Consider the following 14,917-nt stretch of genomic DNA (forward strand, 5'->3'; position numbering starts at 1 on the left):
AAACATCAGCGGCCATTATAGCCGCGAAACCACTCAACGAACAAAGGTATGCCTTCTTCCAGCGACGTGGTAGGCGAAAAACCAAGATCGCGGGCGGCCAAATCGATGTCCGCGTAAGTGCGTTCTACATCAGCAGGCGGCATCGGCGCGAATTGTTTGATGGCTTCGCGACCGCAGGCCTTCTCGATAATTTCAATGAAACGCATCAAAGCAACCGGCTTGTTGTTGCCAAGATTATATATCGGCGCGGTTTCATCCGGATTCGCCAATATGCGACTTACCGCGCCAAATACACCATTGACGATATCATCGATGAACGTGAAGTCTCGCTCCATACGGCCATGATTGTAAACCTTGATCGGCTCGCCTTTCAGGATGGCGTCTGTGAAGAGCCAGGGAGCCATGTCCGGTCGACCATAAGGGCCGTACACGGTGAAGAACCGCAAACCGGTCGAAGCAACCTTGTGAACATGTCGATAGGAGTGGGCAAGAAGCTCCCCTGAACGCTTGGTCGCGGCGTAAACCGACACCGGATGATCGACAGGATCGCCTTCCGAAAACGGCACCTTCGTATTGGCACCATAAACGGACGACGAACTGGCATAGACCACTGGCGGGCGCTTCGGCATTTGGCGCGCCTGTTCGAAAACCGTTACCTGACCGTGGACATTGGCATCGACATAGGCGGCCGGGTTCTCGACCGAATAGCGCACTCCAGCTTGAGCGGCCAGGTGGACGATAATATCGGCATCCGTGTCGCCGGCTATTGCCTCGGCAAATTCTCTGGGGTTTGCAATGTTGGCGCGAACAAAACGAATATTGGACTGACCGTCCAGCGCTGAGAGGCGAGTTTCCTTCAGCGCAACTGGATAATAATCGTTGAGATTGTCGATTGCGACAATGTCAAACCCTTCGCTGGCGAGCCTCTTTGCGACATGAAACCCGATAAAGCCTGCTGCTCCTGTAACGATGGCCTTCATGTAATACCTGATTTCATTCGAGTTTATTTTGGTGGCTGCAGTCTTCTATCTTCAAGCTCTCAAGGCAATCGCGTCGGCATCTGCCAGATGAGCCACTTTTTGCACCGACAGATAGGGCGAATTTCCCTCGATCCAGCAGATCATGATCGTGAGATAGGTGAAAACAGCGTCGGTCGCATCGTGGCCGAACATGATCCCGAACATGCCGGTGATTACATAGCTGGTGACAAGCAGAAGCGAAAGAGCCGTTGCCAGATCGCGTCCCGGGCCCGGTGCTTTGCTGCGAGCAGCGATTATCGGGGCTGCCAGGAGTGAAAGCACCCCAAGAATTCCGAGAATTCCGGCGTCAACGGCAGCATTCAAGAACCCATTGTGGACATGGGTGAACGTCATTTGCTTGTCGACCGGCAGATGCAACGTCTCATAGACAAGGGACATACGGTTCTGCGGACCCTGGCCGATCAATGGGGATTCCAGAAATGCTTGTCTGGCTGCCGACCAGAGCAGCAATCGTGCTTTCAGCGAGCTGATATTGTCAGGTTGCTGATCCAGTTGAACAATATCGTTCTCCAACGCATGGTAGCGTTCGGCTACTTTCATTGCCCCCACGGCAAGGACAGCAACAATCAAAACCGTTCCGACCACTTTCGCCGCATTTGTAAGTGTCGGCAGCGATTGTCCGCGCAAATACCAGTACAGAATGATGAAGTGGAACGGCATCACCAGCCAGGCCGACCGCGTACCCGACAGGAAAGCGCAGACCATCCCGCACGCGAAACCGGCAATTGCAATGGCGCGTTCAGTCCTGCTGTCGGAGTGTGCGTTCAGCAACGAGATGCTGCCGAATAGCACAGCGAACAGCCCGAAAACGGCGGCATTGCCGGCGCCTCCTTCGGCTCTAGAGGACAAGAACGCGATTTGCACGATGCTGAAAACGAGTGAACCGATCATGCCGATGCCGGCGCCTGTGATCAAAAACGGTACCAGTCGGCCCGAGATGCCGGCGCGAAGGCGCGGCAGGATCGCCCAGATTGCAAGAAAGGGGATCATCTTGAGAAGGTATGCCCAGCCCTTTTCCGGATTGGGATGAATCACGACAGAGAGAATCGTCACCAAAACATAGAAGGTTACACACCAGGCGACAATTTTGTCCGATCGGGTCAAATTGAACGCAAATCGCTTTGTAACCAGCGAAATCAACGCCCAGAGAAAGGCGAACACCAGCGTCACCGAAGTTCCGCTTGCCAATAAACCAGGAAACAGCGCAAACAAAAGTGTAAAGAGGCGATTATTGCGATCGATTCCAACAAAATGCCCCCTGGTCGGGAGCATAAATGCCTTGGTCAACTGATCTGGAAACATCTATGATTCCGAATATTTCTGAATTTCACTTTGGCAGCCGTTTTGTCAAACAAGTCGCTTCACTTCCGTGTAGCGCAGTTTAGAATTGATGCAACCGATAACCGTCAAACTACTCCACTGGTATGATTCTCATCATCGGATTCTACCATGGCGCATTTCGCCGCGCGACCGCCTCGCGGGAGTGGTTGCGGATCCTTACCGAGTCTGGCTTTCAGAAATCATGCTGCAACAGACGACCGTCGAAGCAGTGAAGCCATATTTCCGCGCATTCACCGAAAAGTGGCCGACGGTTACCCATCTAGCCTCCGCCAGTCAGGATGATGTGCTGCGCGCCTGGGCGGGACTCGGCTATTATTCACGCGCTCGCAACCTCAAGAAATGCGCCGACATCGTCTGCGCGGAATTTGGCGGACGTTTCCCCATTGATGTGGCTGGCTTAAAGTCGTTGCCAGGCATTGGCGACTACACAGCAGCGGCAATTGCGTCGATCGCGTTCGATCTGCCCACCGCCGTGGTTGATGGCAATGTCGAGCGTGTGATCACCCGGCTCTATGCGCTGGCAACACCCATGCCCTTCGCCAAACCGGAAATTCGGTTACGGATGCAGGCGATCACACCCGATGAGCGCCCCGGGGATTTCGCGCAAGCCATGATGGATCTGGGGGCAACCATCTGCACGCCGAGGCGACCGGCTTGTGTCATTTGCCCCCTTAACGACAACTGCGAGGCGTTGCGAACAACGGATCCAGAGTTCTTTCCGGTAAAGGCTCCGAAAAAGGAAAAACCTGTGCGTGTCGGCGCCGCCTTTGTTGCCGCCTCAACAGACGGCGAGGTGTTTCTGCGCAGCCGCATCGAAACTGGCCTGCTCGGTGGGATGGCCGAAGTCCCGACGACCGGCTGGACCGCTCGTCTGGACGGAGACACGGACGTGGATGCAGCACCCTTTCCAGCAAACTGGATTTCCGCTGGCAGCATTACCCATGTTTTCACTCATTTTGAACTGCGCCTTGCGATCTACAGGGCAGGTGAAGTCCAAAAGGATATCGCTGCCGATGGCTGGTGGGTCAAAGTCGAAAAATTAACGGGTGAGGCGTTGCCCACCGTCATGAAAAAGGCCATTGCTGCGGCCATCCCGGACGCGTTCGCAAAGAGAAGGAAAGAGGAATGACATCCGTCAAGCATATCGTTTTCGACATTGGGCAGGTGCTTATTCACTACGACCCGGATGCAGCATTCCGGGACGTCATTCCCGACGCGGAGGAGCGCAAATGGTTCTTCGACAATGTCTGCACGAGCGCCTGGAATATCGAGCAGGATCGCGGGCGGAAGTGGCATGAAGCCGAAGCGCTCTTGATTGCGGACTTTCCCGACCGCGAACACCATATTCGCGCCTTCCGTGAGAATTGGCATCAAATGATCACGCATTCGATCGACGGCAGCGTTGATATCATGCGCAAACTGATCGCCGATGGCCATGATGTGACGATGCTCACCAATTTCGCGTCGGATACATTGCGCGAAGCCTGGGAACGCTTTCCCTTTTTGACGGAGAGCCGCGGCGTTACGGTTTCAGGGGATATTGGCCTGATCAAACCGGACAAAGCCATCTACGACCACCATGTCGCGGCATTCGAACTGGAGCCCTCGGCGACGCTGTTCATAGATGACAGCGCAAAGAATGTTGCGGGAGCCAAGACGGCAGGCTGGCAGTCGGTGCAATTCATCGATCCCGAGACGCTCAGGGCAGACCTGAATGGCCTCGGAATTCGCGTCTGACTGTTTTGAAAGCCATATAACGGCGAAACGCCCAAGGCATGCCCTGGGCGTTTCGGGATCAGAACGGCACTGGAGGTCCTCGTCCGATCGGATCTCTCAGCCGCCGGCGGAAACCATGCCGCTGCGGACTTGCTGGCGCAGTTCGTCGATCGGCTTAAGCACACCCGCGTCATCTTCGAAATGCCAGAATGTCCAGCCGTTGCAGGCGTCCAGCCCCTGGACTTTTGCGCCCATGCGATGGATCGATCCAGCATCGCCACCCGTTGTCACGGTCCCGTCGGCCCGGACAATCGCTGCATGACGTTGCCGCGCATCGCTCAGGATTGCTCCGGGCTTCAACATGCCGGATTCAACGATGCTGCCGAAGGCAACACGCGGTTCCGCACGCTTGCCGGTCATGACTGTGAGTTCGGCTCCGGCTAGTGGTTCCACCGAAGCGATGCGAGCCGTCGCAGCATCGATGTATTTTTGCTCCCGCTCGATGCCGACAAAGTGGCGCCCGAGCCGTTTTGCGACCGCACCCGTGGTTCCTGATCCGAAGAAGGGATCGAGAATGATATCGCCTGGTTTCGATGAAGCCATAAGAATGCGGGCCAGCAGGGCTTCCGGCTTTTGGGTTGGGTGTATCTTGTCGCCATTCTCATCTTTAAGACGCTCCGCACCGGTGCAAATAGGAAAGAGCCAGTCCGACCGCATCTGCAGGTCGTCATTGGCGGCCTTCATCGCCTCATAGTTGAATGTGTAGCCTTTTGATTTTTGATCACGTGATGCCCATATCATTGTCTCATGGGCATTCTGGAAGCGTCGGCCCCGAAAATTCGGCATCGGATTGTTCTTGCGCCAGATGATGTCGTTGAGCATCCAGAATCCCAGATCCTGCATGGTGGCACCAACGCGGAAAATGTTGTGATAGGAGCCGATGACCCAGATCGTGCCATTCGGCTTAAGCACACGGCGGCAAGCCAGAAGCCATGCCCGCGTAAAGGCATCATAAGCAGAGAAGCTTTCGAACTGATCCCAATGATCGTCGACTGCATCTACTTTCGACTGATCCGGACGGTGCAAGTCACCGTCGAGCTGAAGATTGTAGGGAGGGTCAGCGAAAATAATATCGATCGAATGATCGGGCAGACGGTTGAGGGCGGCGACGCAGTCGCCTTTGAGAATGGTGTCGAGCCAGGAGGCTTGCGGCGCTGCCTGGGGCAGTTCATTCACGAGACGGACAACAGACATGTGATACTCGATTACTGGAGACGCTTTACTGATCCTTATGGTTACTGCGCAGGGTAAATATCGCGTTAAGAGCGAATGAAATCGATCGTCATGCGTGGTCCGCTTTTCTTTGACGCAATGGCAATAAGAGTGTAGTCGATGCCGGTAATCCCCCCAATTGACCCAAAGCTGCGGCGATTGCAGCAATTTTTCACGAACAGGTATGTGTAATGGAACCACAGCTCATTATCTTCGACTGCGATGGCGTGCTCGTCGATTCAGAAATTCTGGCGGCCGAAGTTGAGTCACAGCTGTTGACGCAGTCCGGCTATCCGATTGAGCCAGAGGCCATTGCCGAGCGCTTTGCCGGACTGACCTGGACCGATATTCTCCTTCAGGTCGAAAAGGAATCGGGAGTTCCGATTTCGGCCTCGCTGATTGAAGAATCGGCGCGGCAGATGGATCACAAGTTGCGCAATGAACTCAACGTCATCGAGGGCGCGGAACAGGTCATCGCAGCGTTGAAGTATCCCAAATGCATCGCGTCCAACTCGATCAGCTCTTCGCTCAAGATGATGCTCGAGCAGAGCACCCTCTACGACCTCTTCGCACCGCATATTTTCTCCGCCCGCGAAGTCGGGACACAGAAGCCGAAGCCGGATCCGAATGTTTTCCTGTTTGCGGCGAAGCAGTTCAATGTCGATCCGGCGCGCGCCATCGTCATCGAAGATTCAAGCCATGGGGTTCATGCGGCAAGGACTGCCGGCATGCGGGTCATCGGTTTTACCGGTGGTGCCCATACCTATCCCGGCCACGCCGACAAGCTGACCGATGCCGGCGCGGAAACCGTGATCAGCCGGCATCGCGATCTGCCGGCCGTTCTTGAAGCTATGGCGGTGTGGTCGGAAGCTGTTTAACGGAGCTTGCAATGAGGAAAGGCTGGCATGGCGCCAGCTCTCTCTTACTGCTTCTTCTGTTTTGTCTTCGCGGTGGTGTCTGGACCTTCGTCAAACCCAATGAACACCTGCACGTTCTGCGAGGTCGGTTTGGGAAACGTCACATTCGGATCGTTGAAAACGAACTGCGTCGCTGCAGAACTATCGGTCGCCGAAACTGCCTGTTTGTGCAATTTTGAGTAGAGAACATCCGTTCCCTGAACGACTGCCACACGGATTGGTACCGTGACCGTACCGGGTGAAAACTTGGCACCAGGCACAATCTTACCGGCGATCGCCACATTCATTGTCAATGTGCCGTCGCCGGGCTGGCAAGATCGCGTTTCATTGGCGATAGACGCCTGATAAATCAGATTATCTGGCGTCTTGTCGGCTGACTTTCCGTAATTCGTCAAGACTGCAGTGCCTTCGCGGATCGTGACTGGCGGACAGAAAGCACGCAATTCGGATTCCGTGATACGCTTTTGTGCTTCTGCGGTCGCTTGGGCTTTTGGACTGTTCGGATCCTCCGTTGTATTGCCACTGGTGGAGCATCCACTAAGTCCCACGGCAAAAACCATTGCACAAAACGGGGCGCAAAGTTGATAGAAGGGCAGAGTTTTTTGTGTTTCTGACTTCATGAACTGAACTTTCCTCGAAGAACTAACCTTGACGAACGAACGTGATCTATACCAACGGTAGGGAAATAATGCGACGGGGCTTTGCAGCTTTTTGCCAGGGTCGCGATTGCATTCTTGGGTAAGGTACAAAGGCGAACGAGATGAAATATGTGAGTACCCGGGGTGAAGCCCCTGTTTTGGGATTTTCCGATGCGCTTCTGGCCGGCCTGGCCCGTGACGGCGGCCTTTATCTGCCACAGGAATTTCCACAGTTTTCCGCCAGCGAGATCCGCTCCTTGCGCGGCAAGACCTACGCGGAAGTTGCCATTCATGTTCTGACGCCTTTTGTTGCGGGCGACATTGATCAGGCCGATTTCGAGCGCATGGTGCATGAGGCGTACGGCACATTCCGCCACGAAGCTGTCTGCCCGCTCGTTCAGACAAAGCACAATGAGTTCATTCTCGAGCTCTTCCATGGCCCGACACTCGCCTTCAAAGACGTGGCGATGCAGCTTCTGGCGCGACTGATGGATTACATCCTGACAAAGCGAAACGAGCGCGCGACAATTGTTGGGGCAACATCCGGCGATACGGGCGGCGCTGCCATCGAAGCATTCGCAAATCGCGACCGCACCGACATTTTCATCCTGTTTCCGCACAATCGCGTATCGCCCGTGCAACAGCGGCAGATGACCACCTCGGCAGCCCCGAATGTCCATGCGCTGGCCATTGAAGGCAATTTCGACGACTGCCAGTCGCTGGTCAAAGGCATGTTCAACGATTTGAATTTCCGCGATTCACTTTCACTTTCCGGGGTCAATTCGATCAATTGGGCACGGATCATGCCGCAGATCGTTTATTATTTCACTGCCGCTGTGGCTCTCGGCAGTCCTGATCGACCTGTATCCTTCACCGTTCCCACGGGCAATTTCGGTGATATTTTTGCGGGTTACGTTGCAAAGCGCATGGGCCTTCCAATCGATCGTCTGGTCATTGCAACCAATGATAACGATATTTTGACCCGCACCATCGAGACGGGGAATTACGAGACCCGCGGTGTATTGCACACGACATCGCCGTCCATGGATATTCAGGTGTCATCGAATTTCGAGCGCTTGTTGTTTGAGGCGCACGGACGAGACGCCGCATCGGTGCGACGTCTTATGGACGGCCTGAAACAATCTGGAAGTTTTACCATCTCTGACGCGCCACTCGCCAAAATTCGCGCTGAATTTGACGCCGGGCGCTCAACGAGGGTGGAAACGGCCGAGGCAATTAAAGATGTCCTGAAACAATCGGGCTATTTGCTTGATCCGCATTCGGCCATCGGGCTGAAGGTTGCCCGGGAAAAGATTTCCGCCGGAGCGGCAAGCGTCGTGCTTGCGACGGCTCATCCGGCCAAATTCCCGGATGCCGTCAGGACGGCAAGTGGCATTCATCCGGACCTTCCGCTTTGGCTTGGCGACCTCATGGAAAGAAAAGAACAATACACGGTACTTCCCAACGACCTTAAAAATGTGGAAGAGTATGTCAGCCGACATTCAAGAGCGGCAAGGTAAGGAGCATTGAATGGGCGTTGAAATCAGTCGCCTCTCCAACGGTCTGACGATTGCGACAGAGACAATGCCGCATGTGGAGAGTGTAGCCCTTGGCATCTGGGTCAAGGCGGGGTCACGGAATGAGGCGAGTAACCAGCACGGTATAGCCCATCTTCTTGAACATATGGCTTTCAAAGGGACCGAGAATCGTTCTGCTTGGCAAATCGCGGCTGATATCGAAGACGTAGGCGGCGAAATCAATGCGGCCACCAGTGTCGAAACCACGTCCTACTATGCCCGCGTCTTGCGCGATGACATGCCCTTGGCGATCGATATTCTCGCCGATATCATGACAAGCTCAAAATTTGATGCCGAAGAGCTGGAACGTGAAAAAAACGTTGTCATGCAGGAAATCGGTGCCGCACACGACACGCCCGACGACGTGGTTTTCGACCGGTTCACCGAAGCAGCCTTCCAGCAACAGACGATCGGCCGGACCATTCTCGGAACGCCCGAAACTGTCCAGTCGTTCTCATCCGCGGACCTTCGCCGGTATATGGACGAGCAATACAGCGCTGAGCGGATGGTCGTCGTTGCGGCAGGCGGTGTGAAGCACGATGAATTCGTGCGGGAGGTCGAAAAGCGTCTCGGCTCGTTCCGTTCGAAATCAACGGCACCCGAGCCGGATGTATCGCATTATGTCGGCGGTGATTTCCGAGAACAACGCGAATTGATGGATGCCCAGGTCGTCATCGGCTTTGAAGGGCGCGCCTACCATGTTCGTGACTTCTACGCTTCGCAATTGCTGGCCATGATCCTTGGCGGCGGCATGTCATCCCGGCTTTTCCAGGAGGTGCGTGAAAAGCGCGGGCTTTGCTATTCCGTCTATGCGTTCCATTGGGGTTTTTCTGACACCGGCATTTTCGGCATCCATGCCGCAACCGGACGCAACCATCTGAAAAAGCTTGTTCCCGTTATCATCCACGAGCTGCATGAAGCTGCTCGGAAAATCAGCCAGGAAGAATTGAACCGGGCGCGGGCGCAATATCGCGCGAGCCTGTTGATGTCGCATGAAAGCGCGGCCAGCAGAGCGGGACAAATCGCTCGCCAGATGCTCCTCTACGGTCATTCTGTATCCACTGAAGAGCTTGTCGAACGACTGTCAAAAATCACGACTGAGCGTTTAACCGATCTTGCCGGGCGCCTTTTCCTCGACACGACACCGACCATTGCTGCCGTTGGTCCGATCGGTTCGTTGATGAAATTCGCCGATGTCCGTCATGGGTTGATAGCTCCAACGTCCAGTCCGCGAAAAATCGCTGTCTGACGGCGAACACAATGATCGCCCTGCCCTTCCTGAGAAGCGCGTCGCCGCCCCTGCAGGGCGAGCGGCTCTACATGCGTCCGCCTCAACTTTCCGACTACCGGGCGTGGGCGACACTTCGCGCTCAAAGCCGTGAATTTCTGGCGCCCTGGGAGCCACTTTGGGCAGTGGATGATCTGGAACGCGGTGCATTCCGGCACCGGGTTCGACACTATGACGAAGAAGCGGCAGCCGGCACGGCGCACCCGTTCTTTCTGTTTCGCAATGCGGATTCGCGCCTTCTCGGTGGAATCACGCTCGGCAACATTCGCCGAGGTGTCGGCCAGAATGGCATGATCGGCTACTGGATCGGTGAGCCTTTTGCGGGACAGGGTTATATGCACGAGGCGCTCGGCCTGCTTATACCCTACGCTTTCACCAAGGTACGGTTGCACCGATTGGAAGCGGCCTGTATTCCAAGCAATGAAAGATCGATCCGCCTTCTCGAAAAAGCCGGATTTCAGAGGGAAGGACTGCTACGCTCCTACCTCAAAATAAACGGTATGTGGCAAGACCATCTGCTCTTCGCTCTGATTGAAGACGATGTGCGGCGCTAAATAAAATAAAGGTTCTATCCGTGGCATCATTGACTGGACATATGCTGAAAGGCTTATCGTGGATTTTTGTCCTCGTCATTATGGTGTTATCCGCGCAATCGGCGGCAAACGCCTTCGAAACGATCAAGATCACAAAGGAAAGCACCGCGCTCGATCTGTCAAAGGCTGTAGAAGTCTACAAGAATCAGGGTGAAACCTTCCAGATTTCAACTGCGCCAGGCACCGACGGTATCGTCCGGCGTATCGAAGTGCAGGCCAACGACAAGCGCTCGACCGGAGATTGGGCAGCTTTTTCACTTGCAAATCCCACAGATGAACAAATCGACCGGCTGATCGTTGCGCCGCATTTCCGTCTTGTCGGCTCGGGTTTTATCTGGCCGGATCTGGGTTCGACCCGTATCACCTCCATTACGCCCAGTGAGGGTTTTGCGCTCGATCGGCAGGCAAGCGAAGACGCGGATATTTTTCTGATCACGCTCAATCCCGGGTCGGTGATCACACTCGTTGCGGAACTCGCCTCGCCCAACCTGCCGCAGGTCTATGTGTGGGAGCCGAACGCCTACAAGGACACGGTCAACTCCTATACGCTCTATCGCGGTATTCTCCTGGGTATTGCCGGTCTGCTTGCCCTGTTCCTGACTATCCTTTTCGTCGTCAAGGGAACGTCGCTTTTCCCGGCGACAGCGGCTCTGGCATGGGCTGTGCTCGCTTATATCTGCGTTGATTTCGGCTTCTGGAACAAGCTCATAGAAATAACACCGGGCAATGAGCAGATGTGGCGAGCGGGTACCGAGGTCGCCCTTGCTGCAACGCTGGTGATCTTTCTCTTCACCTATCTCAATCTCAACCGATGGCATGACAACTTCAGCTATGGCGCGCTGACATGGATTCTCGGCCTTGGCATCGTCTCGGGCGTCGCCATTTTTGACCCCCCGATCGCCGCCGGTATCGCTCGCTTTTCCTTTGCGCTTACCATTATTTCCGGCACCGTGCTGATCGGCTTCTTCTCGTTCCGCAGCTATGACCGCGCAATCATGCTCATACCGACCTGGATTCTGTTGCTCGTCTGGCTGATGGGCAGCTGGCTCACAGTCTCCGGAATTCTAGCCAATGACATCATTCAGCCTGCCCTGGCCGGCGGCCTGGTCCTCATCGTTCTGTTGATCGGCTTCACAGTCATGCAGCACGCATTCTCCGGCGGCGCGCTGCAACAGGGACTGTTCTCCGACGTGGAACGGCAAGCCCTTGCCATCATAGGGTCCGGTGACATCGTCTGGGACTGGGATGTGCCGCGCGACAGCGTCGTTACGACGCCGGATCTCACCAATTTTCTTGGCGCATCCGCGAGCTCCCTGCACGGCGCCGTACGCAATTGGCTGCCGACGCTGCATGCAGACGACCGCGATCGTTTCCGCACGACGCTCGACGTCATTCTTGAAAACCGCCGCGGCCGAATTTCGCAGACCTTCCGTCTGCGCGCCAATGACGGCCACTACTATTGGTATTCTTTGAAAGCCCGCCCCGTCATCGGTTCGGATGGTGAGATTGTGCGCTGCGTCGGTACCCTCATCGATGTGACCGAGCAGAAAAAAGCGGAAGAGCGCCTGCTGCATGACGCTGTCCATGACAATCTGACAGGCTTGCCCAATCGGGAACTGTTCCTCGACCGGCTGGGCTCCGTCATCACCATGGCCCAGACCGAAAGCAAGATACGCCCGACCGTGTTCATCATCGACATCGACCGGTTCAAGCAGGTCAATGACGGTCTTGGTATTTCCGCTGGTGATACATTCCTTCTCACGATTTCGCGGCGCCTGCACCGCCTGTTGCGGCCACAGGATACGCTCAGCCGGCTTGCCGCCGACCAGTTTGGGCTTATCCTTGTGTCAGAAAGCGAACCGGCCAAGATCGCGGCCTTTGCCGAAGCCGTTAAACAGGCGATCCGTGCGCCTATTGCCTTCGCCAAGCGCGAAATCGTCCTGACCGCCTCGCTCGGCCTTATCACCTGGACGAGCGGCAGTGCAGCTTCGCCGGAAGACCTGATGAAGGATGCAGAGCTTGCCATGTTCCAGGCCAAGCGGTTTGGCGGTGATCGCATCGAGCCGTTCCGCCCGGCCTTCCGCGCGGTGGGCAGCGACAGGCTGCAACTCGAATCCGATTTGCGCCGTGCGCTTGAGCGGCGAGAAATTCATATCGCCTATCAGCCGATCGTGCGGCTTGAAGATAACAGCATAGCGGGCTTTGAAGCTTTGATGCGCTGGGATCACCCGCGCCGCGGCTCAATTCCACCATCGGAATTCATACCTATCGCGGAAAGTTCGGGCCTCATTGTCCAGCTCGGACTGTTCGCCATGCAAAGGGCCGCGGAAGATCTGGTAAATTGGCAACGCAATCTTGGTGCCACCCCCCTCTTCGTCTCGGTCAATATTTCCTCAAGCCAGCTCATCCGCCAGGATCTGATTGATGATGTACGGTCTGTTCTGCTGCAGACACAGATCGAACCGGCCAGCCTGAAGCTCGAGTTGACAGAGTCGCTGATGATGGAGAATCCAGAACGCTCGGCCTATGTGCTGTCGAGCATCAAGGCGATGGGTGTCGGTGTTTCTCTGGATGATTTTGGCACGGGCTATTCTTCGCTGTCGTATCTGACCAGCTTCCCGTTTGACATGATCAAGATCGACAGATCGTTCCTCAGGGCCGATCAACCGCAAAAGGTTACGCTGCTTCGATCCATGATCAGCATGGCACACGACCTTGGGCTTTCAGTCGTGACGGAAGGCATCGAGAATGAGAGCGATGCACTGCAGCTTCGGCAGATGGGCTGCGAATATGCGCAGAGCTTCATGTTCAGCCCGCCACTCAGTCTGGACGTCGCAACAAAACTGCTGCGGGAACAATTCCAGCAATCAAAAGCGTCGTAGGTATTTAAGATCAGGCGTGGCCGGCGACACTCGCCAGCCGCGATGGGTCGACACCCATGTAGGCGAGGATACGATCGTACTTGCTGTCGATATCCGTATCGAAAAGCATTTCATGCGGCGCCTGGCAGGTGAGCCAGCCATTATTGGCGATCTCGTTTTCAAGCTGGCCGGAGGCCCAGCCCGAATAGCCCAAGGTCATCAAAGCCTTGCGCGGTCCGCGACCTCCCGAAATGGCGCGCAAAATATCGACCGTGCCCGTCAGACAAATTTCCTCGGCGACCGGCATGGTTGAATCGGTGAGATAGTCATCGGAATGCAGAACGAAACCGCGCCGTACTTCAACTGGCCCGCCATTGCGCACCAGAAAATCACGGGTTCGCTCCGGCATCATGATCGCCTGCTGCTCATCAAGAACGCCGAGCTGCACGAGAATGTCCGCAAATTCCATATCCTGGACGCGGTTTATGATCAAACCCATGGCACCCTTCTCAGAGTGCGCACAGACATAAATAACCGAACGCGCAAACCGGCTGTCTTCCATTCCCGGCATGGCGAGAAGGAACTGTCCATTCAGAAAACCAGTCTCTTTGTTGGCGTCTCTGAAAATTTCCATGAGAATAAAGGTATCAAGGATTGCGAAAATGACAACGTCTTCTGGTAACGAATTGTAAATAATGGTCGAATCTTGGGCGAGATAACCCATCAATTGGGCGGTCTCACACAGAAATGATGAGCCAGGCAAGGGTCATCCTTGCTAGAGCCCAAAAGGCTTGCAATGGTCAAAAAATGAAAACAAAACTACTTCTCCTCGTTGCCGTGATTGCATTTGCCACTCCGGCCAATGCAGCTAATTCCGATTGGACGAAAACCCCCGGTGGTAGCGTACGATTGATCATCGACAACCCAACACAGCCAACGGCTGAAGTTCGGGGCGCCATTCAAATCAATCTCGATCCGGGTTGGAAAACCTATTGGAGGGAACCTGGCGATGCAGGTGTACCGCCGGAACTGGACCTTGCCAAAAGCAGCAATATCAAAGGCTATGCGCTTTCATTTCCGACACCGCATCGTTTCGACGACGGCAACACCCATTGGGCCGGGTACAAGAAGCCAGTGGCATTGCCTGTTACCCTGACCCTCACCGACCCTGCAAAACCCGCGCATCTGAAAGGTCATGCTTTCCTCGGCATCTGCGAGACGATCTGCATTCCCGTTACGGTGGAATTCGACATTTCCATAGACAACACGCCGTCCGATGCGCTCACCAAGACGCAGGTCGCGACGGCATTCGAGCAATTGCCTGGCGAAGCATCTGCCACGTTCAGAGCACGCACAGCCGTGCGCAAGGATGATCGCGTCAGGGTGACCGTGGATCTTCCTGCCAATGAACCTGAGCCCGATATTTTCGTCGCCGGAGATGGAGTCATTGTACTCGGCATGTCCAAGCTGAAATATCGCGAAGCAAACAGCGCAGTCTTTTCGGTCCCCATCGTTGCTGGAAAGGACAAGAAGAATATCCCGCTGAACTACACCCTTGTCCAAGGAGACAAGGCGGTATCCGGTGTAGTTGACATGCAGGATTAGAGCGGTTTTCGACCATATTGAACCAGTTCTGTTTCTCGGATGGCGAGACAAACCACGCGGATGGTGGCG

At 55.2% G+C, this 14,917-nt stretch carries 13 protein-coding genes; 8 read left to right on the forward strand and 5 right to left on the reverse strand.

Translation table 11 applies throughout. The features are described from left to right. Nucleotides 1–5: 5 nt before the first annotated feature. Nucleotides 6–980 carry an SDR family NAD(P)-dependent oxidoreductase gene (locus BLM14_RS13250; RefSeq protein ID WP_099999782.1) on the reverse strand — a complete coding sequence of 325 codons (975 nt, stop codon included), beginning with the start codon at nt 978–980 and terminating at the stop codon, nt 6–8. 51 nt (nt 981–1,031) lie between these two features. Further along, on the reverse strand, nt 1,032–2,342 hold the full coding sequence (locus BLM14_RS13255) for an O-antigen ligase family protein (protein WP_099999783.1): 1,311 nt from the start codon (nt 2,340–2,342) through the stop codon (nt 1,032–1,034). 88 nt (nt 2,343–2,430) lie between these two features. On the opposite strand from BLM14_RS13255, the gene mutY reads away from it, so the two are divergent. Both mutY and BLM14_RS13265 read left to right on the forward strand, forming a co-directional pair. Continuing rightward, nucleotides 2,431–3,510 (forward strand): A/G-specific adenine glycosylase, encoded by a 1,080-nt coding sequence (gene mutY / locus BLM14_RS13260; protein WP_099999784.1) that lies wholly within the window; start codon nt 2,431–2,433, stop codon nt 3,508–3,510. Beyond that, the gene (locus tag BLM14_RS13265; protein ID WP_099999785.1) at nt 3,507–4,118 is read left to right on the forward strand and encodes an HAD family hydrolase; all 612 of its coding nucleotides are present in this window, start codon (nt 3,507–3,509) and stop codon (nt 4,116–4,118) included. The genes mutY and BLM14_RS13265 overlap by 4 nt, the downstream gene beginning before the upstream one ends. 96 nt (nt 4,119–4,214) lie before the next feature. Here BLM14_RS13265 and BLM14_RS13270 read toward each other — a convergent pair whose 3' ends face one another. Beyond that, nucleotides 4,215–5,351, reverse strand: coding sequence for a site-specific DNA-methyltransferase (locus tag BLM14_RS13270; protein ID WP_099999786.1), 1,137 nt, complete (start codon nt 5,349–5,351; stop codon nt 4,215–4,217). A 209-nt stretch (nt 5,352–5,560) separates the two neighbouring features. On the opposite strand from BLM14_RS13270, the gene BLM14_RS13275 reads away from it, so the two are divergent. Then, nucleotides 5,561–6,247, forward strand: a complete 687-nt coding sequence (locus BLM14_RS13275) for an HAD family hydrolase (protein WP_099999787.1) — start codon at nt 5,561–5,563, stop codon at nt 6,245–6,247. A 44-nt stretch (nt 6,248–6,291) separates the two neighbouring features. Here the strand turns inward: BLM14_RS13275 and BLM14_RS13280 are convergent, their stop codons facing one another. Continuing rightward, on the reverse strand, nt 6,292–6,906 hold the full coding sequence (locus BLM14_RS13280; protein WP_099999788.1) for a hypothetical protein: 615 nt from the start codon (nt 6,904–6,906) through the stop codon (nt 6,292–6,294). 140 nt (nt 6,907–7,046) lie between these two features. Here BLM14_RS13280 and thrC point away from each other — a divergent pair, with 140 nt between their 5' ends. The 4 genes from thrC to BLM14_RS13300 are packed head-to-tail and all read left to right on the forward strand — an operon-like array spanning nt 7,047 to nt 13,264. Continuing rightward, nucleotides 7,047–8,444 (forward strand): threonine synthase, encoded by a 1,398-nt coding sequence (thrC, locus tag BLM14_RS13285; protein ID WP_099999789.1) that lies wholly within the window; start codon nt 7,047–7,049, stop codon nt 8,442–8,444. 10 nt (nt 8,445–8,454) lie between these two features. After that, entirely contained in the window at nt 8,455–9,750 is a 1,296-nt protein-coding gene (locus BLM14_RS13290; RefSeq protein WP_099999790.1) for a M16 family metallopeptidase, read from the forward strand. Between the two features lie 11 nt (nt 9,751–9,761). Continuing rightward, on the forward strand, nt 9,762–10,343 hold the full coding sequence (locus BLM14_RS13295) for a GNAT family N-acetyltransferase (RefSeq protein ID WP_099999791.1): 582 nt from the start codon (nt 9,762–9,764) through the stop codon (nt 10,341–10,343). 41 nt (nt 10,344–10,384) lie between these two features. After that, a complete protein-coding gene (locus BLM14_RS13300) occupies nt 10,385–13,264 on the forward strand; it encodes an EAL domain-containing protein (protein ID WP_099999792.1) in 2,880 nt (959 codons plus the stop codon). 10 nt (nt 13,265–13,274) lie between these two features. Here the strand turns inward: BLM14_RS13300 and BLM14_RS13305 are convergent, their stop codons facing one another. Continuing rightward, nucleotides 13,275–13,877: a YqgE/AlgH family protein gene (locus tag BLM14_RS13305; RefSeq protein ID WP_100001305.1), complete on the reverse strand. Its 603-nt coding sequence runs from the start codon at nt 13,875–13,877 to the stop codon at nt 13,275–13,277. A 173-nt stretch (nt 13,878–14,050) separates the two neighbouring features. Between BLM14_RS13305 and BLM14_RS13310 the strand changes: the two genes are divergently transcribed. Continuing rightward, nucleotides 14,051–14,848, forward strand: a complete 798-nt coding sequence (locus BLM14_RS13310) for a protein-disulfide reductase DsbD domain-containing protein (RefSeq protein ID WP_157929533.1) — start codon at nt 14,051–14,053, stop codon at nt 14,846–14,848. Nucleotides 14,849–14,917: the final 69 nt, after the last annotated feature.

It is taken from the genome of Phyllobacterium zundukense (assembly GCF_002764115.1).
Lineage (GTDB): Bacteria > Pseudomonadota > Alphaproteobacteria > Rhizobiales > Rhizobiaceae > Phyllobacterium > Phyllobacterium zundukense.

Excerpts from the sequence above, each read along its gene's own strand:
- BLM14_RS13250 (WP_099999782.1), bottom strand. The coding sequence starts at position 980 with ATGAAGGCCATCGTTACAGGAGCAGCAGGCTTTATCGGGTTTCATGTC.
- BLM14_RS13275 (WP_099999787.1), top strand. The coding sequence starts at position 5,561 with ATGGAACCACAGCTCATTATCTTCGACTGCGATGGCGTGCTCGTCGAT.
- BLM14_RS13280 (WP_099999788.1), bottom strand. The coding sequence starts at position 6,906 with ATGAAGTCAGAAACACAAAAAACTCTGCCCTTCTATCAACTTTGCGCC.
- BLM14_RS13255 (WP_099999783.1), bottom strand. The coding sequence starts at position 2,342 with ATGTTTCCAGATCAGTTGACCAAGGCATTTATGCTCCCGACCAGGGGG.
- BLM14_RS13310 (WP_157929533.1), top strand. The coding sequence starts at position 14,051 with ATGAAAACAAAACTACTTCTCCTCGTTGCCGTGATTGCATTTGCCACT.
- BLM14_RS13305 (WP_100001305.1), bottom strand. The coding sequence starts at position 13,877 with ATGGAAATTTTCAGAGACGCCAACAAAGAGACTGGTTTTCTGAATGGA.
- thrC (WP_099999789.1), top strand. The coding sequence starts at position 7,047 with ATGAAATATGTGAGTACCCGGGGTGAAGCCCCTGTTTTGGGATTTTCC.
- mutY (WP_099999784.1), top strand. The coding sequence starts at position 2,431 with ATGCAACCGATAACCGTCAAACTACTCCACTGGTATGATTCTCATCAT.
- BLM14_RS13295 (WP_099999791.1), top strand. The coding sequence starts at position 9,762 with ATGATCGCCCTGCCCTTCCTGAGAAGCGCGTCGCCGCCCCTGCAGGGC.
- BLM14_RS13265 (WP_099999785.1), top strand. The coding sequence starts at position 3,507 with ATGACATCCGTCAAGCATATCGTTTTCGACATTGGGCAGGTGCTTATT.
- BLM14_RS13300 (WP_099999792.1), top strand. The coding sequence starts at position 10,385 with ATGCTGAAAGGCTTATCGTGGATTTTTGTCCTCGTCATTATGGTGTTA.
- BLM14_RS13290 (WP_099999790.1), top strand. The coding sequence starts at position 8,455 with ATGGGCGTTGAAATCAGTCGCCTCTCCAACGGTCTGACGATTGCGACA.
- BLM14_RS13270 (WP_099999786.1), bottom strand. The coding sequence starts at position 5,351 with ATGTCTGTTGTCCGTCTCGTGAATGAACTGCCCCAGGCAGCGCCGCAA.